General features: G+C 43.4%; 31 protein-coding genes and 1 other annotated feature. All 31 genes read left to right on the forward strand.

All coding sequences use genetic code 11. The features are described 5' to 3' along the window. Positions 1–22: 22 nt before the first annotated feature. The 31 genes from DVB69_RS09925 (at position 23) to pheA (ending at position 25,569) form a co-directional block, all read left to right on the forward strand. Complete coding sequence (locus DVB69_RS09925; protein ID WP_116018956.1) at positions 23–1,747, forward strand: sensor domain-containing diguanylate cyclase; 1,725 nt, start codon at positions 23–25, stop codon at positions 1,745–1,747. A 136-nt stretch (positions 1,748–1,883) separates the two neighbouring features. Next, entirely contained in the window at positions 1,884–2,315 is a 432-nt protein-coding gene (locus DVB69_RS09930) for a PulJ/GspJ family protein (RefSeq protein WP_116018957.1), read from the forward strand. Positions 2,316–2,334: 19 nt separating this feature from the next. Continuing rightward, positions 2,335–2,760, forward strand: coding sequence for a prepilin-type N-terminal cleavage/methylation domain-containing protein (locus DVB69_RS09935; protein ID WP_116018958.1), 426 nt, complete (start codon positions 2,335–2,337; stop codon positions 2,758–2,760). Further along, positions 2,753–4,192: a hypothetical protein gene (locus tag DVB69_RS09940; protein WP_116018959.1), complete on the forward strand. Its 1,440-nt coding sequence runs from the start codon at positions 2,753–2,755 to the stop codon at positions 4,190–4,192. Before DVB69_RS09935 ends, DVB69_RS09940 begins: the two co-directional genes overlap by 8 nt. Positions 4,193–4,209: 17 nt before the next feature. Next, the gene (locus DVB69_RS09945) at positions 4,210–4,449 is read left to right on the forward strand and encodes a hypothetical protein (protein WP_116018960.1); all 240 of its coding nucleotides are present in this window, start codon (positions 4,210–4,212) and stop codon (positions 4,447–4,449) included. A 45-nt stretch (positions 4,450–4,494) separates the two neighbouring features. Beyond that, positions 4,495–5,919 carry a G5 domain-containing protein gene (locus tag DVB69_RS09950; RefSeq protein ID WP_116018961.1) on the forward strand — a complete coding sequence of 475 codons (1,425 nt, stop codon included), beginning with the start codon at positions 4,495–4,497 and terminating at the stop codon, positions 5,917–5,919. A gap of 25 nt (positions 5,920–5,944) precedes the next feature. Further along, positions 5,945–7,600 (forward strand): GspE/PulE family protein, encoded by a 1,656-nt coding sequence (locus tag DVB69_RS09955; RefSeq protein ID WP_116018962.1) that lies wholly within the window; start codon positions 5,945–5,947, stop codon positions 7,598–7,600. A 14-nt stretch (positions 7,601–7,614) separates the two neighbouring features. Continuing rightward, positions 7,615–8,652, forward strand: a complete 1,038-nt coding sequence (locus DVB69_RS09960; protein WP_116019263.1) for a type IV pilus twitching motility protein PilT — start codon at positions 7,615–7,617, stop codon at positions 8,650–8,652. A 2-nt stretch (positions 8,653–8,654) separates the two neighbouring features. Next, entirely contained in the window at positions 8,655–9,866 is a 1,212-nt protein-coding gene (locus DVB69_RS09965; protein ID WP_116018963.1) for a type II secretion system F family protein, read from the forward strand. Between the two features lie 120 nt (positions 9,867–9,986). Continuing rightward, positions 9,987–10,424: a prepilin-type N-terminal cleavage/methylation domain-containing protein gene (locus tag DVB69_RS09970; RefSeq protein WP_116018964.1), complete on the forward strand. Its 438-nt coding sequence runs from the start codon at positions 9,987–9,989 to the stop codon at positions 10,422–10,424. A 26-nt stretch (positions 10,425–10,450) separates the two neighbouring features. Next, positions 10,451–11,428, forward strand: a complete 978-nt coding sequence (pilM, locus tag DVB69_RS09975; protein ID WP_116018965.1) for a type IV pilus biogenesis protein PilM — start codon at positions 10,451–10,453, stop codon at positions 11,426–11,428. Beyond that, positions 11,412–12,122 (forward strand): hypothetical protein, encoded by a 711-nt coding sequence (locus DVB69_RS09980; protein WP_116018966.1) that lies wholly within the window; start codon positions 11,412–11,414, stop codon positions 12,120–12,122. Before pilM ends, DVB69_RS09980 begins: the two co-directional genes overlap by 17 nt. Then, entirely contained in the window at positions 12,106–12,804 is a 699-nt protein-coding gene (locus DVB69_RS09985; protein ID WP_116018967.1) for a hypothetical protein, read from the forward strand. The genes DVB69_RS09980 and DVB69_RS09985 overlap by 17 nt, the downstream gene beginning before the upstream one ends. Next, entirely contained in the window at positions 12,801–13,556 is a 756-nt protein-coding gene (locus DVB69_RS09990; RefSeq protein ID WP_116018968.1) for a prepilin peptidase, read from the forward strand. Before DVB69_RS09985 ends, DVB69_RS09990 begins: the two co-directional genes overlap by 4 nt. A gap of 88 nt (positions 13,557–13,644) precedes the next feature. Then, complete coding sequence (locus DVB69_RS09995; RefSeq protein WP_116018969.1) at positions 13,645–14,316, forward strand: hypothetical protein; 672 nt, start codon at positions 13,645–13,647, stop codon at positions 14,314–14,316. A 96-nt stretch (positions 14,317–14,412) separates the two neighbouring features. Beyond that, positions 14,413–15,015, forward strand: coding sequence for a Maf family protein (locus DVB69_RS10000; protein ID WP_116018970.1), 603 nt, complete (start codon positions 14,413–14,415; stop codon positions 15,013–15,015). Beyond that, the gene (radC, locus tag DVB69_RS10005) at positions 15,015–15,713 is read left to right on the forward strand and encodes a RadC family protein (RefSeq protein ID WP_233505366.1); all 699 of its coding nucleotides are present in this window, start codon (positions 15,015–15,017) and stop codon (positions 15,711–15,713) included. Before DVB69_RS10000 ends, radC begins: the two co-directional genes overlap by 1 nt. A gap of 89 nt (positions 15,714–15,802) precedes the next feature. Next, the gene (locus DVB69_RS10010; protein WP_116018971.1) at positions 15,803–16,819 is read left to right on the forward strand and encodes a rod shape-determining protein; all 1,017 of its coding nucleotides are present in this window, start codon (positions 15,803–15,805) and stop codon (positions 16,817–16,819) included. 19 nt (positions 16,820–16,838) lie between these two features. Next, positions 16,839–17,732, forward strand: a complete 894-nt coding sequence (gene mreC, locus DVB69_RS10015) for a rod shape-determining protein MreC (RefSeq protein ID WP_116018972.1) — start codon at positions 16,839–16,841, stop codon at positions 17,730–17,732. Next, positions 17,729–18,250, forward strand: a complete 522-nt coding sequence (gene mreD, locus DVB69_RS10020; RefSeq protein WP_116018973.1) for a rod shape-determining protein MreD — start codon at positions 17,729–17,731, stop codon at positions 18,248–18,250. Before mreC ends, mreD begins: the two co-directional genes overlap by 4 nt. 26 nt (positions 18,251–18,276) lie before the next feature. Next, complete coding sequence (locus DVB69_RS10025) at positions 18,277–18,948, forward strand: septum site-determining protein MinC (protein ID WP_116018974.1); 672 nt, start codon at positions 18,277–18,279, stop codon at positions 18,946–18,948. Position 18,949: 1 nt separating this feature from the next. Further along, complete coding sequence (gene minD / locus DVB69_RS10030) at positions 18,950–19,747, forward strand: septum site-determining protein MinD (protein WP_116018975.1); 798 nt, start codon at positions 18,950–18,952, stop codon at positions 19,745–19,747. Between the two features lie 151 nt (positions 19,748–19,898). Continuing rightward, positions 19,899–20,450, forward strand: a complete 552-nt coding sequence (locus DVB69_RS10035; RefSeq protein WP_116018976.1) for a hypothetical protein — start codon at positions 19,899–19,901, stop codon at positions 20,448–20,450. Further along, positions 20,447–21,058, forward strand: a complete 612-nt coding sequence (locus DVB69_RS10040) for a site-2 protease family protein (RefSeq protein ID WP_116018977.1) — start codon at positions 20,447–20,449, stop codon at positions 21,056–21,058. Before DVB69_RS10035 ends, DVB69_RS10040 begins: the two co-directional genes overlap by 4 nt. A gap of 43 nt (positions 21,059–21,101) precedes the next feature. Beyond that, positions 21,102–21,176, forward strand: a sequence feature (ribosomal protein L21 leader region). 14 nt (positions 21,177–21,190) lie between these two features. Beyond that, positions 21,191–21,499 (forward strand): 50S ribosomal protein L21, encoded by a 309-nt coding sequence (rplU, locus tag DVB69_RS10045; RefSeq protein ID WP_116018978.1) that lies wholly within the window; start codon positions 21,191–21,193, stop codon positions 21,497–21,499. A 6-nt stretch (positions 21,500–21,505) separates the two neighbouring features. Then, the gene (locus tag DVB69_RS10050; protein ID WP_116018979.1) at positions 21,506–21,832 is read left to right on the forward strand and encodes a ribosomal-processing cysteine protease Prp; all 327 of its coding nucleotides are present in this window, start codon (positions 21,506–21,508) and stop codon (positions 21,830–21,832) included. 15 nt (positions 21,833–21,847) lie between these two features. Beyond that, positions 21,848–22,138 carry a 50S ribosomal protein L27 gene (gene rpmA, locus DVB69_RS10055; protein WP_025783524.1) on the forward strand — a complete coding sequence of 97 codons (291 nt, stop codon included), beginning with the start codon at positions 21,848–21,850 and terminating at the stop codon, positions 22,136–22,138. A 211-nt stretch (positions 22,139–22,349) separates the two neighbouring features. After that, positions 22,350–22,874, forward strand: coding sequence for a Spo0B domain-containing protein (locus DVB69_RS10060; protein ID WP_116018980.1), 525 nt, complete (start codon positions 22,350–22,352; stop codon positions 22,872–22,874). An 11-nt stretch (positions 22,875–22,885) separates the two neighbouring features. Then, complete coding sequence (gene obgE / locus DVB69_RS10065; RefSeq protein ID WP_116018981.1) at positions 22,886–24,178, forward strand: GTPase ObgE; 1,293 nt, start codon at positions 22,886–22,888, stop codon at positions 24,176–24,178. Between the two features lie 35 nt (positions 24,179–24,213). Continuing rightward, positions 24,214–24,669 (forward strand): ACT domain-containing protein, encoded by a 456-nt coding sequence (locus DVB69_RS10070; protein WP_116018982.1) that lies wholly within the window; start codon positions 24,214–24,216, stop codon positions 24,667–24,669. 15 nt (positions 24,670–24,684) lie between these two features. Next, entirely contained in the window at positions 24,685–25,569 is an 885-nt protein-coding gene (gene pheA, locus DVB69_RS10075) for a prephenate dehydratase (RefSeq protein ID WP_116018983.1), read from the forward strand. Positions 25,570–25,698 lie beyond the last annotated feature (129 nt).

A 25,698-nucleotide genomic window follows, 5' to 3' on the forward strand; every position in this document is an offset into this window, starting at 1 on the left:
TGTGGTGGAAGGAGGTTGCAGAATGCTGATAAATCCACGTAAGCAGTGGATAGCTTTTTTACTCTGGCTATTAGTGGTGCCTACTACGCTGTTTGTAGTATATAATTTGTTTCCATTTAAAGAAATTGACATTTGGTTTATTTTGTTCAATTTTATCATGTTAATTATAGCGACGAGCGTTTCTTTCCAACTATTTTCTATAAGTATTTCATTGGAAAGATGGATAATTTTCGTAGTGTTTTTTCAATACGGTCTTTTTGCCGAAATGATATTCATGCAGCTTGCTATCCTTATCTTACTTGTGATCCAAAAGTCCAGTTTGCCGGCGTTTTACAGGTTCACAACGAATTCACTTATGTTTGCAATCGTATCCGTATTAAGTGCGTTTTCTTTTCATTTTGCGGGAGGAAGAATCGGTGAAATGGGACCATGGAGCTTCTTATTAGCGGCAACCGTGTATGCCATCTCATATTCCGTCATTAACAGCTTGGTTTTATATAGCATTATGAAAATGGAAAGATCATCAACTGAGAAATTTCGACAAGTAGCGCTGTGGGATTTTGCGACGACAATGGTCGTATTGCCTTTAGCTGTCGCATACAGTTTGCTCACATACCAACTAGGTGAACTCTCCGTATTATTGCTGGGTGTACCTTTTTTACTCATCCTCTTAATTGTTCGCAGGTATGCATTTTCTGGTGAATTTAACAAGAAACTTTCTTCAGCTGTTGAAATTGGCCATGAACTAACTGAAAGTCTTAGTACAGGCGAAGTTATTAGAATTTTCACGGAAAAGATTCGTGGTGTTGTAAATTATGACCAAGCGTATATACTTGATATTCGTAAGGGTATTCAGTTTGAAATGTTAGCGTGTTCAGAAGCTGGTATCGTCTCAAAGGAACCTCAGTTTTTCAATTATAATAATGAAGCGATTCCCACATTATCACCAAATATAATTAAGATATATGGGTCGAGCAAGGAAGTTAAGAAGCTCGAACACCTTCAATTTAGTACAGCTGTCCAAAGTGTTATGGTCGCTCCTATTATTCGGGCAGGAAACTTAGAAGGCTATTTGCTTATGACTTCTTTCAGGAAAAATTTCTTTGAAGAATTAGATAAAAAAATGATTGATTTGCTGACCGGGTATTTTGAAACCTCGATATTGAAAGCATTTCACTATGAACGGACGATAGAAAAGAGTGAAAAGTGCGGTCTCACTAATCTTTACAATTTCCGTTATTTAACAAAGAAACTTAGTGATGAACTTAGTCTCTTCCATGAACAAGAGATTTCAAGTCTTTCTGCCATCATTTTAGACATCGATCATTTCAAATCTATTAATGATACATATGGACATCAGAGCGGGAATGACATCTTATGTACATTCGCGCAAATTCTAAAAATGTACGAGACAGATGGACGGACACTGGCTCGTTACGGTGGAGAAGAATTTGTCTTACTCCTTCCTGATTTCACAAAAGAGGAAGCCGTTTCTCTTGCTGAACGAATTCGTAAAGAGGTCGAAGCGTACACGTTTATGATCAAGCCGGACTTATCCGATGAAAACTTGACAATCGGTATCAAGTTGACTGTAAGCCTAGGGGTTTCTTCAATACCAGAAGATACACAATCAGATAGTAGCTTGCTTAGAAATGCAGATCGTGCTCTTTATATCGGAGGGAAGCAGGCAGGAAGAAATCGAGTCGGTGTATATGAAGGAGAACTGTCGGAACCGCTGAAAATCTAAAAGGAAATAACTTGACGTAAAGGCTGCCATGGCAGTCTTTTTTTGTAACATTTATGTTTACAACCCTATTGAACTCAAAGGTTCACTCCGTTATGCTAGAGTTAGGAAAAAGGAACGAAAAGGGGTGTGAGAATTAGTGAGTAAAAGGAAAACCACTGATGAGTCTGGACTGACTTTAGTTGAAATTCTCGCATCACTTGTGATATTAGGCATTGTTTTTGTTGCATTTATGACGATATTTCCTCAAATGACTCTTTTTAATAATAGAACTGAAACGAAGTTGGAGACTATGAATGAGGCACGGATTGTGCTGGAGGAATATAAGGATATGAAATGGAAGGAAACTGTTTTATCTGAAGCACGATTTAAGAGTGACGGAGATTGGTGGACAGAGACACCGGATAATGCACCGAATGCGATAATAAAGATTAAAAAAACTCCTGATGAAGGACCACCTATAACCTCGGAACTAAAACCAGGCGTTGTCAGATTACATAAGTTGCACGTAAAGCTGATGAAAGATGATAGGATCATCAGCGAATCGTTTGGATATATCCAAGTGAAGTAACTTTAAGGGGCATTCAATTATGAAAGACAATCAGTCAGGTATGACTCTTGTTGAATTACTTGCTGTTTTAGTATTAATCTCTCTCGTAACAGGAATTATTTGGACGACAATGAGCATTAGTATGAAACATAATTCAGTAGAAACTACAAAATTACAATTACAGCAAGAAGCGAATGCGGTTATAACTAAGCTTCAACGAGAACATCGCGTTAGGGAATGTTATAACCTCAATATTGAAGAACATGAAATCACTATTACTAACTGTGAGGATCAACCAGCTTTTAAAGAGATTTTAGGAAATGAATTTAAGTACGGACCTTTTATGAATAGAAAAATTCAACCCAAAAAGGGCAATACACGGTTCAATCTTGAAGTGACAGACTTAACGAATCCTAAGTTAACCGTTACAGTGCCTACAGAAATAACAAGGTATAAAAGTGAGTGAGAAAGGCTGGAAGCATATGCAGCATACGAAAAACGAACGTGGATATGCATTATTAATCGTTTTGCTTCTGATAGTGTTCATCACCACTTTTGCAGCGGTATTCCTAAGAGGTAGCATTAGTAATGCAAAACAAGAGAAAGTAGTCGATAATAGTCACTTAACGGTGGTAGCTGCTGAAGCCGGAGTAGATTATTATAAAACGCTTTATAGCAATGAATACTTTAACAAAGTGAAAATTATTGAAGAACAGGCAAAAACTTATTTACAATCACTATTAATTGATAATAAAGGCAAAATTAGAAACGCAACGCCGGAAGATTATCTTAAAACAAGGAAGTACTCTGCTGAATTGTTAAAAGGATATCTAGTTGATAAGAGGTTTTCGGAAACATCAAAAAGCTTGCCAGCTGAAAAAAGTGTTTTTATATTTGAACTGAATGAAAAAAAACCTATAGACATTCGAATACAGGGAAATGGAATTTCAGTGTTAGTAATTGGCAATGTAATCGGAAGAGATCTATCCACTACACAAATAAACACTCTTGCATTTAAACAAACTTTTATGATTCCTTCATTTGATCCTGCTGATAATGGTGGTAATACTAATACAGGAATAGGGGATTGGAGTTATCCAAGTAATCCTTCTTCAACCACCTGTCCTGATAAGTCTAAAATAGAAGATGGAAATTGTTTTATTCAAAATGAAAAAGTAAAAGAAATCGAAGACTCCACTATCTATTTCCCTAATGGCTATACGTATACAAAAGACCAAGACTTCGAAATCGAAGACTCCAAAGTATATGTAAAAGGCAATTTGAGAATTGAAAAAGGTGATCTTGAAGTAGAAGATTCCTTTCTAGCTGTTGAAGGATCCGTATATGTTGGAGAAAAAATTGAAATCGAAGATTCACAAGTTTTTATTAAAAATGATGTGGAAGCAATCGATGAAATTGATATTGAAGATTCTACTTTAAAAATTGGCGGATCTTTGAACGCTAAAGACGATTTGGAAGTGGAAGATTCCTATGTGGAAATAGGTGGATCCCTTAATGTTGCAAAAGAGTTTGAGCTGGAAGACTCAAAGATGATTGTTAAAGGTAGCGCGGCACTTAGAGGGGAAGTTGAAATAGAAGATTCTATGCTTTTTGTAGGTGGTGCATTGCACATGAGCGGGAATCAAATGAAAATCAAGGATAATTCTAAAGTGTGTGTAGCAGGTTCTTTACAAATAGATAAAAAAGTGAGTGTTTCTTCTTCTAGCTACATATATCATGTCGGAGCTTTTGCATACTTTGGAGGAGGGACGCCAAGTTTGCAAATCAAGCAACTTTCACTTGATGAATTTAATAAAAGATGTTCAGTTATCTCTGCACCAACTCCGGAGACGGGTATTAAATGGCCGTCCCCATCTATCGACGTTTCGTATCAATAAATTAACGGGGGTACCACATGACACCATATATACTACTACTCATAATTGCATTGATAACTTATGCGGTCGTATTTTGGCTTACCGGATCAGGTCGCTTGCCATCTATTGCTCACTGGATTGTCCTCCTCGGAACATCTACAGCTTTCCTAGCAATGCTAGTTTCCAAGACGATGTCATTATGGTACGCGATGCTCGTTATTCTAGCGATGTCCTTTGCAATGGCAGTTTTACTTGCGAAGCGCTATGAAGCGAAATAATATGATTTTACTTATCAACAAATTTAAAAGGGAGGCGTCCAGAACATGGGGAATCGAACGGTTATAACGTATTTTATTAGCATCTTGGGCGCTTCTTTATTGTTTTTTGGACTCGCGTCTGCAGGAACGTTTGCTGCGGATAACCTACTCTTTGGTAAACGATTTGGAGAACATACATATGCAGGTCCTTTTAACTTGTCTAAACAGACAGACAAAGAAGCAGTCATTAAATTGAGATCCGATCTATTAGGAATGCAGGATAAGTTGCAAGCAGAATTACTCTATCAAGATGCGACAATCCCATTACCTCCTGAATTAGTCCATTACAATCCTTCCGCTACCATCGAACAAGCTACATCTGAAGCGGAGAATTCCCTAATCGCAACGGTTTCAGAGGATGGACTTCAGACGGTGCTGAAGCAACAATTACCGATGCTGTCTTTCAGTAATTCCGAAGTCCACGCGCTCGCAATGGGGATCAGTGAGAAGTTAGAATCAGGAATCATGCCACAAACAATTATTTTGACTGACTATCTTGAATCGACACAAACAACTACTGAAATTGCATCAGCCTCTACAAAAGTTGAGGGTTTTACTGCTTCTATGCTTGATTTAATCAGTGAGTTAGACGGAAGCGAAATCGTGCCGAAAACCCCATTTTCTCTTCTTGAATTCATCGACACTACACAGCCTGGATTATTAGACGAAGATGAACTCACGATCCTCGCGTCGACTCTGTATCGTGCTTCCTTACAGACAAACTTCTGGATTGAAGATCGTACAATACGTCGTGCACTGACACAGGGCGTGGAAGCTGGATTTGAATCGGCAATTAATGCACAACTGGGCTTAGATTACGTGATGACGAACCCCAATTACACGTCATATACACTGCGGGCTAAGTGGGAAAGTGGATCATTAAACATTGCTATTGAAGGTATGCCTCTGCGTTATGAATACAAGCCATACGTGGCGGAAACGAATCGATTCAACCCCAAGACTGTTGTTCACTATAGTGAAGATTTATCACGTGGACAAGTCCGCATTGCTGATCCTGGTTCGGACGGATTCGAAATTATTGTGCAGCGTAAAATCACTGAAGATGGATCATTGCTAACTACTGAACCCGTATCAGAAGATTTTTACCCGCCGGTTTCCAGGGTCGAACAACGGCCGTTAGTTGAAGCTAATACGAATTCGGGAAGTGAACCCGGAGCTGATCCCACTCAGAACAATGGAGTGGGGAATAATTCGGATTCCTCATCGGACAATGGTAATTCGAGTCCAGGAAATGATGCGAGTAACAAGCCAGATTCAAGTGGAGATTCTTCGAATGGTGAGAAACCTTCAGGAAGTAACAAACCATCTAAAAATCCAGGTGATTCTGCAGAACCGGATGATGGTAAGACGACACCGATGCCTGGTGATGATGACTATTTGTACGACAAAGGCGGTAATTTGATCAAGTAACACCCGGTTTGGAGGGGGATTTTCAATGGCTGCACCACGTAAAAGATTAGGGGATTTATTGGTCGAGTCAGGGCTTATTACAGATGCTCAGCTCGACATGGCATTAGCGGAAAAGCCAAGGGATCAGCGTCTCGGCGATGCATTGCTGGGGCGGGGTTATATTACAGAACAACAACTCATTGAAGTATTGGAATTCCAACTTGGGATTCCTCATATCAATTTGTTCCGTTATCCGTTTGATCCAAAATTATTCAATATTGTGCCCAAGGATTTCGCAAAGCGGAACTTGCTGGTTCCTTTAAAAGCAGATGGTGATCGATTATTTGTTGCGATGAGCGACCCTATGGACTATTTGACGATTGAAGATCTGCGCTTATCAACCGGTTTTCATATTGAAACGGCTATCGCTTCAAAGGATGATATTTTACGGACGATTTCCAAGTATTATGAAGACGAATCATTTGAAGACATCTTCATTGATCAACCAGAAGAAACGAAACAGCAAGAAGAATTGACAGACCTCGATTCCCCTATTGTTCGTTTGGTGAACCAGTTGATGGTATCTGCTGTTGCCCAAAAAGCGAGTGATATCCATTTGGACCCTCAAGAAAATGAACTCGTAATCCGTTATCGATTGGACGGCATGTTGAAAACGGAACGTGTTCTTCCTAAGCATATGCAAGGCATGTTAACGGCGCGGATTAAGATTCTCGCAAATTTGGATATTACAGAACAGCGTTTACCGCAGGATGGACGAATTAAGACAACGATCGATTTCCGACCAATCGACTTGCGGGTTTCGACATTACCGACTATTTTCGGCGAAAAAATCGTCATGCGAATATTGGACTTAAGTAGTTCTCTAAGCGATTTGAAAAAACTCGGATTCAATCCACTGAACTTGGAACGTTTTTTGGAAGAAATCAATCGACCGAACGGCATTGTGCTCATTTCTGGACCGACGGGGTCTGGTAAATCATCTACGCTGTATGCGGCGCTCAATAAATTGAACAACGAAGAAGTCAACATTATTACCGTTGAAGATCCCGTGGAATACCAGCTTTCTGGTGTGAATCAAATCCAAGTGAATCAGAACGTTGGGTTGACATTCGCCACAGGGTTACGGTCAATTTTGCGTCAAGATCCCGACATTGTCATGGTTGGTGAGATACGAGATCGGGATACGGTGGAGATTGCAATAAGAGCTTCTCTGACAGGACACTTAGTACTCAGTACAATCCACACGAACGATTCCGTTGCATCTATCACTCGCTTGCTCGATATGGGTGTGGAACCGTTTCTGGTTACGGCATCTCTCAACGCAGTAGTGGCGCAACGTCTCATTCGAAAAGTGTGTAGGGATTGTGGGAAGAAAATGCCTGCATCGGAACGGGAGCAGGAGATTTTTTCGAAACGCGGAATGACTATTACGGATATTAACCGGGGATCAGGGTGTGCTGCTTGTAATATGACCGGCTATCGAGGACGCGTTGCAATTCACGAAGTATTGCTAATTGACGATGCCATGCGTGAATTGATTAACAGTAATGCAACTCCTGCTAGAATGCGTGAAGCTGCGGTCAACAGTGGAACGATCTTTTTAATCGATGATGGACTGGATAAAGTGATACAAGGGCTAACAACAACGGAAGAAGTACTCCGCGTTGCGTTGCCTGAATGAGGAGGGAAATCATGATGAAACAACAGATCGATGAGTTACTGACGAAAGCGGTTGAACTTCATGCCTCTGACATTCACATGACGATTGACTCTCCACCGGTCTTTCGGATTAATGGTGATTTGAAGCGTTTTGGGAGTGATGATTTAGATGAACAGTTTACAATGGGCGTCGCAGAAGCAACAGTTCCTGATAAGTTATTCACTGCATTTAGGGAACAAGGTCAGATTGACTATTCGTATGAAGTTCCGAACGTTGCACGATTTCGTGTGAATGCGTTCCAGCAGCGCGGTGTGACATCACTAGCGTTCCGTACAATTCCTACAGATATCCCGACAATTGAGTCTTTGCAAATGCCAGGTATCTTAAAATCTCTGGCAGACACAAAGCAAGGGCTTATTCTTGTGACTGGACCGACGGGATCGGGTAAGTCCACAACGTTAGCATCGATGATTGACTATTTAAATCAGGCCTCAAGAAAGCATATTTTAACGCTAGAAGACCCGATCGAGTATATGCATAGTCATGGTTCGAGTCTCATCGACCAACGGGAAGTCGGTTTTGACACAGATTCGTTCGCAGATGGTCTGCGTGCTGCATTGCGTCAAGATCCAGACGTCATTCTTGTGGGTGAGATGCGGGATTTGGAGACGATTTCAACTGCGATTACAGCTGCAGAAACCGGGCATCTAGTACTGGCTACACTTCATACGTGGAGTGCTGCATCGACAATCGACCGGATTATTGACGTGTTCCCTCATGGCCAACAAGCTCAAATTCGTGTCCAGCTCGCGGGTGTGTTAACTGCAGTGTTATCTCAAAGGCTGTTACCAACTAAGGATCGCTCAGGTAGACGAGCTGTGACGGAACTGATGATTAAAAATGCTGCAATCGCAAACTTGATCCGATCAGAAAAGGTTCATCAGATCCCGAACGTCATTCAAACGAATCGAGCAGCTGGGATGCATATGATGAGCACGTCTATTAAAGAGCTATTAGATGGCGGAGTGATCAGTTATGATGTCGCTGAGCCATACCTGCAGGAGGAATCTTAATCGTGGCCCGTTTTAAATACGACGGACGAGATGCTAAGTCGGTCCGGTCAGGTATCGTAGTAGCGGATAATAAAAGAGATGCAGCGGTAAAGTTGAAACGCGAAGGGATTCGTGTGAAAAACTTAACGGAGCAAGCAGAAACAACACTCACAAAAGAAATACAAATTGGAAAACCGGTGAAACGCCAGCACTTCATCATGTTTTTGCGACAGTTTTCTACACTGCTTCGGGCAGGAGTAACCATCGTCGAGGCAATTCGGATTCTAGCATTACAAGTTGAAGGAAAACAGTTTAAGAAGATCTTGATGGAGGTAAATGAAGACTTAAGGACAGGTGGATCCTTATCCGATTCGTTCGCAAAGCATCCGAAAGCGTTCGAACCGCTCGTAGTGAATATGATTAAAGCCGGTGAGTTGTCAGGTACATTGGATGATGCGCTGGACAGGCTTGCGATTCACTATGAAAAAGCATACAAGACACGTCAAAAAGTGTTGTCTGCACTGTCATATCCAGTAGTTGTGGGAATTGTAGCGATTGGAGTTGTCATTTTCTTACTGACGTTTGTCGTTCCGATGTTCGTAGATTTGTTTGCGAGCGTGGGTGGAGAATTACCGTTGTTAACTCGATTTGTCATGAGTGCAAGTGATTTTGCACTGTCTTATTGGTATGTAATTGTGATGACAGCTGCTGTGATTGCGCTTGCTTTTTATTTAATCCGAAATAATCCTGCTGGAAAAATGATGCTCGACACGATATTACTTCGGTTGCCGATCTTCGGAGATATTGTCAAAAAATCTGTACTGGCAACGTTAACTCGAACGCTGAGTTCGCTATTCTCGAGTTCAGTACCGATATTGCAATCAATTTCAATGACAGAAAAAGTAATCGAAAATGAAGTTGTTCGGAAAGTGCTTGTAAAGTCACGTGAATCATTGGAAAGAGGCGGGTCACTCACTGAACCGATGGAAGGGCACTGGGCGTTTCCACCACTCATTCCCCATATGATTGCAATCGGAGAGCAAACAGGGTCTTTGGACGCAATGCTTGCGAAAGTTGCGGACTTCTATGAAAGCGAAGTCGATGCATCTACTGAACGTCTGAAGGCACTCATAGAGCCAATTATGATTGTGCTATTAGCAGGACTAGTCGGGACTATTGTCCTCGCAATTTTATTGCCGATGTTCAGCCTATTTAACGAGATAGATAATATGTAACAACTACAACTTAACGTCCATTAAAATTTCATAAATTAGTAGAATAATAGTTCCACACAACCAGAACTTTTGGTATACTGACAACAAGTAAGAAAGCACGTACACTAAGGAGGAAAACAAATGAAGAAGTTTTTGCAGAAAAAGTTGAAAAATGAAAAAGGTTTGACACTCGTCGAGCTACTCGCAGTTATTGTTATTTTGGGGATTATTGCGGCTATTGCTATACCATCGATTGGTAGTATTATTGAGAATTCAAGACAAAAAGCAATTCTTGCAGATGCTTCAAATGCAATGGAAGCAGCGAATTTGTACTTTGTTGAAAATCCGGAAGAGAAAACCGTTGAACTTGCTGAACTTGAAAAAGAATTTTTGGATTCCGCTGGTAGCTTGCTTACAGCCACTGTCACTCAATCTACTACAAGCGGAACAACAAAAACTCCGATGGAAATTGTGTTTACTGCAAAAAATGGTAAAACAACTGCTTCTGTTACGACAGGAATTACTAAGGATCAACTTAAAGACAAAGCCAATGTAACTTTTAATAAAGAAACAAATTAACTGATTAACTTTAAAGGAGCCAACCCATGCCATTCCCATTCTCCCGCCCAAAGCGGCCCATCTCACTTACAATTGAAGAAGACGCCGTCCGCTACGTAAAGCTGAAAGCGGGAGAACTGTTAACAGTGGAAGAAGCGGTAGAAATACCGTTGCCTCCAAGCACGATTCACGATGGTCGTGTGGTGGATTCGGCTGGATTGGCAACTGTACTAGACGGGCTTGCAAAGGAATGGGGCATTGCGAAACGCAGTGTCCAGTTTCTCGCGCCTGATACATATGTAATGATCCGGAAAGTGCCGTACCCGGAAGACGTACTAGAAGACGAATTAAAAGGGCACTTTTTCATAGAAATCGGGTCGTCGATCTATTTGCCGTTCGATGATCCGGTTTTTGACGTTGTGCCGTACTTGCCGAATGAAGATGCCCATGAAGCCATTCTAATTGCTTCTAAGGAAAGCGTTCTCCAGGGGTACGAAACTGCGTTAACCGATGCGAAGTTCGAACCTCTCGTTGCAGATATTGCACCGCTTGCGCTTTACCGGCTGGCGCATGAAAAGCATCACTTCACAGGTGATGAGCATGTTCTCTTTGCTGATCTTACTGCGGGGAAACTTGTTGTATCGATTTTCCATCAACATTATCCGCAGTTTATGCGTCCTGTTGACTTAGAGAATGCTACTGAACTGGATGTATCAGCAACTGAACTCACGACGGATTCCCATACGCTGTCTCCGCGTGCAATTGTTCAGGAGCTCGAAAAACTCGTCAATTTCTATCGTTATAATATGTGGAATGGCGGCGCGACGATTACGCATTTGCTCGTAAATGGGGAATACGCGGAATTGGATGAATTGCTAATGCAAGTATCTGGCCGTTTAAACGTGATCGCGGGACCCTTGTTACCAGAACCACTTAAATTCACAGATGGCGGGATAGTTCCTGCGTCGTTCAATCGGACAATCGGATTGGCGCTGAAAGAGGTGCACCATGCTAGTCGACATTAACCTATTGCCAGAAAAGGAGAAGGAGCGCTCTGGCCTCCTTTACGTTGCGCTTGCGTTTCTCGGCGCAGCCCTTCTTTTCTGGCTCATTTTCTTTTTACTCACTCGAAATGTAACTTCGGATACAGAGCGGTTGGATACACAGTTAGAGAAACTTCAGCTGACACAATCCGAGTTGACCGAACGATTGAACCGTTCTGATACAGCTCAATCGCATGATCAGCTTGAAGCTAGTGTCCAGTGGGTTGAAGACTATCGTTATGAAACTGCGCCACTGCTGGAAGACTTGGTTTCGCAACTTCCACGACGCGGGTTTTTCCGTTCATTCGCATTTGCGGCACCTCACCAAGCGACCGTGGAAATCCAGTTTGATGATAAGACGGAAGCTGCTTACTACTTAACTCGTATGTTGTCTTCTGAATTTGTTGAGACTGCATCGATTGAATCGATTGAATCGGAAGAAATCGATCAGGAAGAAGGTACTGCCAGCAATTGGCTACCACGTTACCTTGCGACATACACGATTTTCTTTACTGATGGACGCCAAATGATTGATGGTGCGGCACCTCCAGTTCCAAGTGACACAGCAGAAAATAGTGAGGCGCCAGCTAACGAAATCGCTCCACCTTCAGAAAACGTAGACGACAGTGAATCCACTGTTCCGGAAGAGGAGGGATCCGATGCGGAGTCTAACTAAACGTCAGAAAGACATCGCCCTTCTCGTTCTCGCGGTTATCTTCTTTGCCTTGCTCATCAGTTATAGCTGGTTCCAGCTCTATGCGCCAGCAAAAGAAGAGAATACGCGGGCAGTTACTGCACTTGTGGACCAGCGGGAAGTGCTCTTTGGGTTGCAACGCCAGGTAGCTGCGAAACCGGTTGAACAGTCCAGCAGTTCCCGTATGATGCAACGGAAAGTCCCTGTGCTACCCCTTGAAGACCTATTGCTCGTCCAACTTGAAAAGGCGGAAGTGAAATCGAAAGCATTGATTAACAATGTGAACTTTGCTCAAGATGAACTGGGTGGAACATCCGTAGAATCTTCTGACCAACTGGATACCGCTACTGAAGATCCTGCGCTTGCTCTTAAACAACTGACCGTCGAAGTCGAACTCACAGCGGCTTCTTATGAGGAGATAGATAGATTCATTCGAGAAGTAGAAGCGACGGAACGTATATTTGTCGTACAATCGATTGAACTCGATACGCCTGAAGAGGTGAGAGAAGCAGCTGCTGAAAAAGAACCCATCGAACTAACGGTTACATTCCAAGCATTCTATCGTCCTGATCTTCTAGAACTAGTTCCAGAAGTGCCGAAACTAGACGCACCAATGCCTGCAGGGAAGGAAGATCCGACAACTCGTGCAGGTGAAGACGAATGACGGCTGTCTGGACAGGTTTTTTCTTCATTTACGGTTTGGTATTTGGCTCGTTTTACAATGTAGTCGGTTTGCGTGTTCCGAAAAAGCAATCGATTGTATCCCCGCCTTCGCATTGTACAATTTGCGATCGCCGTTTGACAGGACTCGATTTGATCCCTGTCGTTTCGTTCGTATTTTTGAGTGGGAAATGTCGGGGGTGTGGAACTAAAATTAGTCCGATTTATCCGTTGATGGAACTCATTACGGGGTGTTTATTCGCTCTAGAATTCTATTATTTAGGGTTTTCGATCGAACTGGCAGTGGCACTTCTCTTCATCTCGATGCTGGTCATTATTACAGTTTCAGATGTCGCCTATATGTTAATTCCTAACAAAATCCTATTGCCTTTTGGTATTGCAATCGCTCTATTACGTGTTGTAAGCAGGCTAGAACCGTGGTGGGATAGTTTTCTAGGAGCGGCAGTCGGGTTCCTAGTGCTATTCCTTATCGCGATTGTGTCGAAAGGCGGCATGGGCGGTGGGGATATTAAACTATTTTTCGTCATCGGACTTGTCCTCGGTACGAAACTAACGTTGTTTACGTTGTTCCTAGCCGCTTTAATCGGTTCTATCGTTGGGATTATCCACCTCCGCCGAACGCGTCAAGGTCGGAAAACTCCAGTACCTTTTGGACCTTCCATCGCAGTTGCAGCGGTCATCAGTTATTTTTATGGCAATGCCCTTGTCGGATGGTATCTGACGCTGTTTACTTAAGTCGAACAATTTTCTAGAACAAGACGACACCAGTCTTGTTCTTTTTCATGTCCCTTTTGGTACGGTTAATGAAACTGGGGGGATTGTTATGAACTTCAAGAAAAAGTATTCGAAAATGACAATTATGCTTGCGCTCGGACAAGGAGTGCTGTTAGGTATTGCGGCAGTGGCGATTGTCGGGTTTATTCTTTTAAAAACGGATAAGCCAGAAAGTGCCGCATCGCCTAATGTCGGAGTGCCTGCCAATGGTCCGGCATCGGGTCAAACAGATGGGAAGAAAGATGAAAAGAAGCCTGACGCAGCGGCTGCTGGGGCGCCGATACCAATGTATGCAAAACAACATGGGGTGTTTTCTTCAAAAGCTTCTGCAACGTCGTTCATATCGGATGAAAATTTAGCGAAAGCAGCAGCGGTCCATGCAGGGGACCAATTTTATGTATGGAGTGCATTGGGTCTATCAGAAATGGATGCAGATCCTGCTGGGGAAGACGGTGCATTCCGTAAACAAGTGACCGTTTCACCACTAGCGTGTGACAGTGGAGAAGGAGAGTTATTGAGAAGTGTGTTGGGTGCTTCGAAAATTTCCGAAATTCAGGATTTGGTCGCTTCACGTAAACAGACAGCAGGTGAGGGGAAAAAAGATACGTTCACCAGTAATATAGCCGCCATCACCGCATTTACAGACGACTTAAATGTTATCAAAATGCATGTGCTAGCCCATTATTCCGAAACGGGTGAGTGTGTCAAACTTGATTTTTGATAGCTAAAAGGGTGCCGAATTCATATTATGCAGTTTTTTGCACAATTTTCTTCTGGATCACATTGTCGTATGATGTGCAAAAGGGGGCATATACGTATGTTTTTTGAGACAAATGAAACAATTATTCTAGCTTCTGCTTCGCCAAGAAGAAAAGAGTTACTTGCACGATTAGGAGTCCCGTTTACGGTCCATGCAAGCACCATGGAAGAACGTCCGATAGAAAATGGTGAAAAGCCGGAAACTTATGCGCAAGCTTTGTCGTCCATTAAGGCGTCCGCTATATACGAAGACCATCCAGGGACTCTAGTAATTGGAGCCGATACGGTGGTCGCGTTAGACGGAAAGGTGTTCCCGAAGCCGAAATCCGTTACTCAAGCGGCGGAATTTCTACAAGAGCTTTCGGGACGAACTCACAGTGTCATAACCGGCGTCACACTTTTAAGAGACGGTGCGGTCACCAGTTTTACATCCAGTACCGAAGTGACATTTCGGACTTTAGATCACGCACTTATTCAAGCATACGCAACATCTGGTGACCCGCTAGACAAAGCAGGTGGCTACGGCATTCAAACAGCAGGCGGGTTATTAGTCGCGGAAATTACAGGCGATTACGAAAACGTCGTTGGTCTCCCTATTGCAGAACTTGCAGACGCAATGCGTGCGCGGGGTCTGATTTGGGTGAAAGGGGACGAGCGCTGATGCCGGCGGATTATAAAGATACGTTGATGATTCGGGATATCCATTTCGCAGACAGACCGCGTGAACGAATGACGCGTCAAGGTGCATCCAGTTTGTCCAATCAGGAGCTCGTTGCGATTTTACTGCGGACAGGATCAAGAGAAGAATCCGTACTGGTCCTTGCGAATAAGTTGTTATCCGAGTTTGATAAAATCCAAGATTTACGGGACGTCACGATTGAAGAATTGACAGCCGTCAAAGGTGTGGGAGACGCAAAAGCGGTGCAAATCATGGCGGCTGCTGAACTTGGCAAACGGATCTATTCGGTTGCACAAGACGGTCGCTATGCCATCAAGTCACCGGAAGATGCTGCAGCCTACTTGATGACGGATATGTCGAAATTGACGCAAGAACATTTTGTTGTGTTGTTTCTGAACGTGAAAAACGAAGTGCTGCATAAGCAGACGATTTTCATAGGTAGTTTGAATTCATCGATCGTGCATCCACGGGAAATTTTCCGTGAAGCTGTAAAACGTTCTGCTGCATCTTTAGTCGTTGCTCATAATCATCCTTCAGGTAATGCAACACCATCTCCTGAAGACATTGAAGTGACGAAGCGACTGGCTGAGGCGGGGGAGCTCATGGGAATCGATCTTTTGGATCATATTATCATCGGAGACCAGCGCTTTATATCCCTTAAAGAAAAGGGATACATGTGACACTGTGAATTTGTTCGCCTTTCCGTTATACTATGGTGTATGCTTTTAAGAAGCCTCATAAAACGGTACTGCAGAAAGGAAGAACGAATTTGTTTGGACTAGGAGCGAGAGATGTCGGGATTGACCTCGGCACCGCCAATACGTTGGTTTTCATCAAAGGAAAAGGGATTGTTCTACGGGAACCTTCCGTAGTTGCGAAAAATACGATGACAAATGAAATCGTGGCAGTTGGTAGTGCTGCGAAAAATATGATCGGCCGTACGCCAGGTTCGATCGTTGCAACACGCCCAATGAAAGACGGAGTTATTGCTGACTTCGACATTACGACAGCAATGATCGAGCATTATATGAAAGAAGCGACAAAGGCTTCAGGTGGCGCATGGAAAAAACCGAATGTCATGGTTTGTGTGCCTTATGGAATTACTTCTGTTGAACAACGTGCGGTCATTGACGCAGCTCGTCAAGCAGGAGCAAAAGAAGCATTTACAATTGAAGAGCCATTTGCAGCTGCAATTGGAGCGAATCTACCTGTTTGGGAACCTACTGGTAGTATGGTTGTTGATATTGGTGGAGGTACAACTGAAGTTGCGGTGATTTCTTTAGGAGGAATCGTGACAAGTGAGTCGATTCGTGTCGGTGGTGATACGATGGACGCAGCGATTATCAGCTATATCCGTAAAACATATAACCTGACGATCGGTGAACGTACAGCTGAAGCCATTAAGATTGAAATTGGTTCTGCTAGTGTTCTTGAGGCATCTGAGAAGATGGAAATCCGTGGTCGTGACTTGTTAACAGGTCTACCGAAAACACTTGAAATTTCTCAGGAAGAAATTGCTGAAGCATTACGTGAGTCGATTCTGCAAATTATCGACGGTGTTAAGAAGACATTAGAAACTACCCCTCCAGAATTGTCTGCTGATGTGATGGAACGCGGAATCGTCTTAACAGGCGGTGGTGCACTCTTGCGCAACTTGGACAAGGTGATTTCTGATGAAACGAATATGCCGGTGTTCATCGCAGAAGATCCATTGGATTGTGTTGCGATTGGTACAGGTAAAGCACTTGATAATTTTGACGTCATTAAAAAAATGCAAGCGAAATAATTGAGGGAGGATATCGGCAATGCCGCGATTTTTTTCGAACAAACGTTTAATTTTACTGCTCGTGGGCGTAATTGTCCTGGTGGCATTGATAGCTTTTTCTCTTAAAGACCGGCAAAGCGCCAACCTCCCTGAAAAGATAGTAAAGGATGCCGTCGGTTTTGGACAATCTCTATTTTCCAAACCGGCTCATTCCATTACCGGATTTTTCGATGACATTGATGGGATTTTGAATACATATGAAGAAAACAAGACATTGAAAGCCCGTCTGACCGAGTATGCTTCAACCGAAGTGGAATTAGGGGATATTAAAGAAGAGAATGAGCGTTTGCGGAAGATTATCGATAAAAAAGATGATCTACGTGCGTATGATCCTATTCAAGCAACTGTCATTTCACGGAATCCCGATCAATGGGAAGAGAAAATTATCGTCGATAAAGGTGAAAGTCAGGGTATCAAACTCAACATGGCTGTGTTGACAGCGAATGGACTTGTCGGAAAAGTTGTCCTCGTGACGAAGTTCACTTCCACTGTCGAATTGTTGTCGACTGAAAACCAGAATTTCCGTGTATCCGCAATGATTCCAGGAAAAAAAGATATTTTTGGTTTGATGGAAGGATACGATCCCGAACGCGGCGAATTGATTATGAAACGGATCGATTCCGGTTTTGATGTGAAAAAGGGTCAAAAAGTAATGTCTTCCGGCCTAGGTGGTATTTTCCCGAAGGGTCTTCTAATTGGAGAAGTGACGGAAGTATCCACTGATGATTACGGACTCACGAAGTTGGCCTACGTACGTCCGGCTGCTGAATTCTCGATGCTTGATCATGTCATGATCGCAAAAAGACAGTCTGCAACCTTTAAAGGGACAGATGACCCTGGAACGTCAGCAACAGAGGGAGAGGATGGATCATGACTAGGTTCATCATCCCTCTTATTGCTGTCGTTCTGTTTTTTCTGGAACCAGTTTTCAGTCTGTTTTCACCAATCGAACTGGGTGATGTTCGCTATACACTCGTTCCGAGGTTCGTCATTGTTTACTTAGTATTTATTGCTTCCTATTATGATCTTCGCAAGGCAGTTCTCTATGGTTTATTCTTTGGGCTCTTGTATGATATGTATCACATTGATATTATTGGTATATATACGTTTCTCTATCCGCTGATTTGTTTCTTAGCTTTTGTGATCATCCGTCAAGTTCATCGGTCTACCGGGACTGTTATGCTCTTGTCTCTTTTTATGGTCGTGTTGTTAGAAACAATGTCGTATCTATTCGCTAGTCTGATTGGACTTACGTCAATTAGTATGGAAGTATTTATGACAGCGAGACTCGTACCGACAGTGATCGCTAACTTGATATTCATTATTTTGTTTGGCTGGTTATTTAAAAACCTGGTTTACAAACGAGTCGTAGAGAAGCAAGCCGGTATGTAATTTTCGCATAGGGCGGGGTGACGCAAGTGTCGAAACAGCAAGTAGTAACGATTAAAGGGACCAAAGATGGACTCATCCTGCGGCTTGACGATCAATGCGCCTATTCAGATCTCTTGGAGGAGTTAGGCAAGAAAGCACAGGATCCTGGTCTTGAAGGCGCTGTCGAAGTGCAAATCCATACGGGGTCACGTTACTGCAGTGACCAAGCAGCAAAAGAGATTATTCAAATTGTCCAATCTGCTGGGCATTTACGTGTTTCAAAGATTCAAAGTGATGTAATCACGATGGAAGAATGCAACCAACGCGTGCAAGAACGCCAGTCGGAAACGTATATTGGTATTGTGCGTTCCGGTCAGGAAGTCCGTGCCAAGGGGGATTTGGTCGTCATTGGGGATGTGAATCCAAATGGACACGTCTCTGCTGCGGGAAGCATTTATATACTTGGTAGATTGAAAGGGAAAGCGCATGCGGGGAACGCTGGCAATCGTGAAGCGGTTATTGCGGCTTCGTGGTTGGAAGCGACACACCTAATGATTGCTGACCAAATGGAAACAATGACAGATGAGCTTGCAATTTTGTCTGAGCATCCTGAAATGGAATGCGCATACTTGCATACGAATGGAGTTATCGCCATTGACCGTCTGCAAGATTTAAGGCTATTGCGACCGGGTCTGTCAACATTTAAAGGGGGGTGCTAATGTGGGAGAAGCTATAGTTATAACATCTGGGAAAGGCGGAGTCGGAAAGACTACTTCGTCAGCAAACCTCGGTACTGCATTGGCCCTTCAAGGTAAGAAAGTTTGTCTAGTCGATACAGATATTGGATTGAGAAATTTAGACGTCATTCTTGGCCTTGAGAATCGTATTATTTACGATTTGGTTGATGTCATTGAAGGTCGTTGCAGAATCCAGCAAGCGCTCGTCAAGGACAAGCGGTTCGAAGATCGGTTATTCTTACTGCCTGCTGCGCAGACGACCGACAAAAACGCTGTCACGCCGGAACAGATGAAAGACTTGATCACTGAGTTGAAACGTGACTATGATTACATTTTGATTGATTGTCCTGCAGGTATTGAGCAAGGGTACAAAAATGCAGTAGCAGGTGCAGACCGTGCGATTGTTGTGACAACACCTGAAATTTCAGCGGTGCGTGATGCAGATCGAATCATCGGGTTACTGGAACAAGAAGATATTGAGCCGCCGAAGCTCATTATTAACCGGATTCGTCGCAATCTCATCAATTCAGGCGATACGCTGGATGTCAATGATATTACTTCTCATCTTTCAATTGATTTGCTTGGCATTGTATTGGATGATGAAAATGTCATTTCTTCTTCCAATCGGGGAGAACCGGTAGTGATGGATCCGAATAATCCTGCCGCACTTGGATATCGTAATATTGCGCGTAGAATATTAGGTGAATCCGTGCCGCTCATGTCGGTAGATACCGGAAAACCTGGATTCTTCAGCAAGTTGAAATTATTATTCACAAAATAATACTCACCATCCTCTGTCCAATTGGCGCAGGGGATTTTTTAATGGTTTATATTTTTCTGTTTAAATGTCTGTCCCGAATGCATACTAAACCCGTGCTAACCCGACTATTCAGGAGTCTTGCTTCATATACTGAAAAAAAGGGGGTGTACGTGTGAGAGGGAAGACGAAATGGATCTTAGCGCTCGTATTTACGGTTTCAATCCTTGGGGTTGCTAAACTAGAGCGCCTCGGCGTAATGGAGCAACCTGTCACCCAATATATTTCAACAGGTCAAGACTTTGTAACGATGAAAAAATGGGTAGCGTCGATGATAGACTCTGAGGATTCTGGAATGATCCAAGTGAGCGGGGACGTTAAAGCTGTCGATCCATTTGCTGCGTATGAATCGATGCAACCGTATAAAACGGGAGTGATTCTCTCATATCCTGAACCGCTTCCAATTGCGGCTAGAGGAAGTGGTCTCATTGTATTTACAGGATTCACGAGACAATCGGGTAAAACGCTCACGGTACAATATGACAATGGGGATGAAGTTACTTACGGATTCGTTGGCTCATTTGCAAAGTTGCCATATACGGCTATTCACAAAGGGGACACGCTCGCAGTAATGGAAGAAGGAACGATGTATTTAAAAGTGAAGCGGGACGGACTGGTGCTTGACTCGACGTTATTGCCCGCGTTCTTTTCGGAAGAAAGCCCTTGAGGTTCCGGCTGCATCCAATCCTGCTGCCGGTCTTCATTTTGCTAGCTGTAATGGGCGGTCTCGCTGCATACGCAGTTGTTTTCGGTTCGCTACTTATTCACGAAGCCGGACATTTAGTAGTGGCAAAAGTGAATGGAATGCGCGTCCGTTCAATAACAATTCTGCCTTATGGAGGGGAATTGGAAATTGCCGGACGTGATGACCATTCACGTTCGGTACGTGTGCTGTTGGCACTTGGTGGACCGATTGCAACAACGCTGTTACTGATAGTAGCCTTGACGGTACCGTTTCCGGGTTCAATGGATGTGATCCGTATTCAATTATTGATACTACTCGTGAACTTACTTCCTATTTTGCCACTAGATGGCGGACAGGCATTACTCGCTTTGACTGAACGTGAAGAAAGCCGGTACTTCGATCAAACCGCATTTCTATTGTTCTCAATCGGTTTTCTAATTGTTGGTGTTGCTGTGTTACTGACAGGATTGCCTGAAACTGCACTTTTAATAAGTCTTGCGGTTTTTTTATGTTTGCAAAATATCAGCGTGTTTCGATTCAGAAGATATCGAAGGATATATGAGCAATTGAAAAGAAACAACTTGACTTGAATTCCCGTGCATGTTATTATTCTAATGTTATGTTTGTAGCGCACCCGTGCTGCAACCGCACTGAACCAGGTACAAGTATCCGAATGGGTCACCTGGGAAGGCGAGTCTAAGATTATTTGAGGAGGTGCAAGTATGTACGCAATTATTGAAACTGGTGGAAAGCAAATCAAAGTTGAGCAAGGTCAGGAGATCTTCATCGAGAAATTGGTGGGAGAAGCTGATGAGGCTGTAACATTTGACAAAGTTCTTTTTGTAGGTGGAGATGACGTGAAAGTTGGCGCTCCATTCGTGGATGGTGCTTCTGTAACAGCGAAAATCGTGAAACAGGGCAAAGGCAAAAAAATCACTGTCTTCAAATACAAGCCGAAAAAGAACTACAGCAGAAAACAGGGTCATCGTCAGCCTTATACTAAGGTTGTTATCGAAGGCATCAACCTGTAAGCTGTTATGATTCAAATCACCGTACAGGAACAAGCATCTGGTCGCATCAGCTCTTTTGAGATGAGCGGACATGCTGATTACGCAGAACATGGGAAAGATTTAGTGTGTGCAGCTGCATCTGCTGTGTCATTTGGCGCTGTGAATGCAATTATTTCACTCACTGGAGTAACACCAGCGATCCAGCAAGGAGAAGATGGTGGTTACTTAAAAGTCGTTCTACCGGAAACGGAAGATGATCATGATCAGCAAGTAATCATGCGTGCCATGATTGTTTCCATGCAGACGATTGAACAAGACTATGCGCAGTTTATAAAAATAACCTTTACCAAGTAGGAGGTGGAACACATGTTGTTACGTTTAGATCTTCAGTTTTTCGCATCGAAAAAAGGAGTAGGTTCTACAAAGAACGGTCGTGACTCCGAATCGAAACGTCTTGGCGCTAAGCGTGCTGATGGACAATTCGTTTCTGGTGGTTCTATTCTTTACCGCCAGCGCGGAACGAAAATTCACCCAGGTGAAAACGTAGGTCGCGGAGGCGATGATACTCTTTTCGCTAAAGTTGACGGCGTCGTACGCTTCGAGCGTTTTGGCCGCGATAAGAAAAAAGTAAGTGTGTATCCTGCAGTGCAGGAAGCATAAGAATTGAATCCAAAAAGGACTGCACGCGCCAAGTGTGCAGTCCTTTTTTATTTTTCATTATTGCTTTAATGTGTTTAGAGCATAGGTTTGGAATGAGCGCACCTTCTAACATCCATGTATTTAGATGAAGAGTAATCGCTTAAACTTTTTGACGAACAACACCCTCATAATGCTATACTATAAAGAACGAAACTGCAGGCGGTGAAGAATAATGAATAAATCGGAGTTGACTGTCCGGGATGCGATGAAATTTGCCCGACATGACTTTTTAAATGAGCTGCAGCTTATCCTCATGCACATGGACCTCAATAATGTCCCCGAAGCACGGCGCAAACTTCTGGAAGCTACAGAACACATGCGTAACGACTCCCAACTAAGTGGACTAGACATGCCGGTACTTGAAACGTGGCTGTTAACTTTTGACTGGAACTACTCAGCGTTCACCAAAGAGTTGGAAACAACAATTGTTCCGAGTACATCTGCACGAAAGGCAGACGATCAGGTAATTGTTGAAGTATTGGACGGTATATTCCAGCAACTTGTAAATGGTGCAGACCCATACGCTGATAATAGGGTCAACATCACTGTGGTGATCACAGGCGACGAGTGGGAAGTATCACTTTCGCTTCCCGGACAAACAGCGCCGATTGTATGGAATGATGTATATGAGAAAGAATGGGCAGCAGAGCTGTCTAGAGATAATGAGTATTGGACGTTCACGATCCGTGGACACTAGGAGGAAATTACATGTTTGTCGATCAGGTAAAAGTTTACGTTAAGGGCGGAAACGGTGGCGATGGTATCGTTGCATTCCGTCGTGAAAAATATATAGCATTTGGTGGCCCATCAGGCGGAGACGGTGGAAATGGTGGAGACGTCACCTTCATCGTAGACGAAGGGTTACGGACATTAATGGATTTCCGTTACCAACGTCACTTTAAAGCGCCACGTGGAGAACACGGGGCAAACAAAAACCAGCATGGCCGTCGAGGCACGAGTATGGTTATAAAAGTACCACCCGGCACAATTGTGACGGATGTTGAAACGAAAGAGATTATTGCAGATTTAGTCGAAGATGGGCAAACTGCAGTCATTGCACGTGGCGGACGCGGAGGACGTGGTAACAGTCGCTTTGTCACACCACAAAATACGGCTCCTGAGCTCTCTGAAAAAGGCGAACCTGGCGTGGAGAGAGAAATCATGCTTGAACTAAAAGTGCTCGCGGATGTGGGACTCGTTGGATTCCCGAGTGTAGGTAAATCTACATTACTTTCTGTACTTTCTTCAGCAAAGCCTAAAATTGCTGATTATCACTTTACGACGCTCGTCCCTAACTTAGGACTTGTTGAAACAGAGGATCACCGGACATTTGTTATGGCGGATTTGCCAGGGCTTATCCAAGGTGCCCACGAAGGGGTAGGACTCGGACATCAGTTTTTACGTCATATTGAACGGACACGTGTCATTGTCCACGTCATCGATATGTCAGGATTGGAAGGCCGGAATCCATTTGAAGATTTCGAGACTATTAATGCAGAGCTTGAGCAATACAATTTGCGTTTAATGGAGCGTCCACAAATCATTGTGGCGAACAAAATGGACATGCCTGAAGCTGAAGAAAATCTTCAAGCCTTCAAAGAAAAGCTTGGGGAAACTGAACACAAGATTTTCCCGATTTCAGCAATTACGCGCAGTGGATTAGATTCACTATTATTCGCAATCGCCGATCTACTGGAAGTGACTTCTGAATTCCCGATGCATGAAGTGGAAGAAACAGAAGAAGAGCACTCCGTTCTTTACAAATACGAACCGGAAACAGCTGATTTCAAAGTTACACGCGATGATGATGGAGCTTACGTATTATCCGGTTATGCCATAGAACGCTTATTCAAGATGACCGATTTCAACTTCGACCAGTCTGTGCGTAAATTCGGTCGCCAAATGCGAGGTATGGGCGTTGATGATGCTCTTCGCGAGCGCGGTGCGGAAAATGGTGACATCGTACGTCTGCTTGACTTCGAATTTGAATTTATCGATTAATGGAGAGCCGCTCTACGGCTGCAGGGGGATTGACGATGAAGCAGTTGGGGGAAGACCAGTTCTATTTGGTGCGTGAAGATGTCTTGACTGAGTCCATGCAAAAGATGCTGGAAGCGAAGCGACTTCTCGTATCTGGTGAAGCGACAACGATTCAAGAAGCGACCGCTCAAGTTGGATTATCAAGAAGTGCATTTTATAAGTATAAGGACGCGGTTTACCCATTCGAAGCAATAGCGCGCGAACGTGTGCTGACGGTGTTCATCCAATTGGAAGACTTGAAAGGTTCACTTGCAGTGTTGATGGAGCTCATTTCTTCATCACATTGTAATGTGCTAACGATTCACCAAACCATACCCGTACAGGGACGGGCTAACATTACGTTGTCGCTGGATGTGACCGAGATGACCATTTCAATGGAGGCGTTCATCCACAAACTGAATGGACCGAGCTTTGTAGATTCGGTCCATTTGGTCAGTTCAGGAGCATTGTGAGAGGGGAATTTGACGATGAAACATGAATTCTTAACACCATCCGTTGCTTATTTAGGGCCGGAAGCTTCATTTACACATATTGCTGCCACAGACTTTTTTGGAACGGATGGTCTTATGCCATTTCCATCGATTCCTGATTGTATCGAAGCGGTTTCGGATGGCCGAGTCGCTTATGCGATTGTACCGCTAGAAAACGCGTTGGAAGGTTCCGTGCCGCTCACAATCGATTACTTGTTTCATGGAAGTGATTTGTTCATCAATGCTGAACTGTCGACACCAATACGACAACATTTGATGGTGCATCCTGAACAGGCCAACTCCATCGATTCACTGGCGTCGATTCACTCCCATCCTCACGCGCTTGCCCAATGTCACAAATACTTGCAGTACCATTTTAGAAGAGTTCCGCTTATTCAAACGTCTTCCACTGCATCAGCAGCGAAATACGTGTCTGAGCATCCGGAGCTTTCGATTGCAGCGATTGGCAACCAGCTCGCTGCAGATACATATGGACTTCACATTGCTGAAGAATCGATTCATGATTTTCATTTTAATCATACTCGATTTGTTGTCCTGTCGTTACGTAAGGAAACGTTAGCCTATGAAGGTGCTGGGATTCCGAAAACCACTCTAATGATTAAGTTGCCTGAAGATGATCAGCCAGGCATGCTTCATCAGATTTTGTCGGTGTTTTCATGGCGTCGATTGAATTTAAGTAAAATTGAATCCCGTCCATTGAAAACGGGTCTCGGTAATTACTTTTTTATCATAGACGTTGCGGAAACGGAAGAGCATCCGATGATGAAAGGTGCTATGGAGGAACTTAAAGCACTCCATTGTGATGTGACTTCGTTCGGATCTTATAGTACATACAACCAACAATCACCTGCCGAGAAGTAATCGGCAGGTATTTTTTATGAGGAAGTACTATTTACCTCTTCAGATTCGTATAGTTGAAAGAGAAGGTGCTTGGCATAGTGAATGGTCACACATCCGGGCACCCGTTCATAAGATGAGTCGATGGAAGGG

This window comes from Sporosarcina sp. BI001-red, from assembly GCF_003384035.1.
Classification (GTDB): Bacteria; Bacillota; Bacilli; order Bacillales_A; family Planococcaceae; genus Sporosarcina.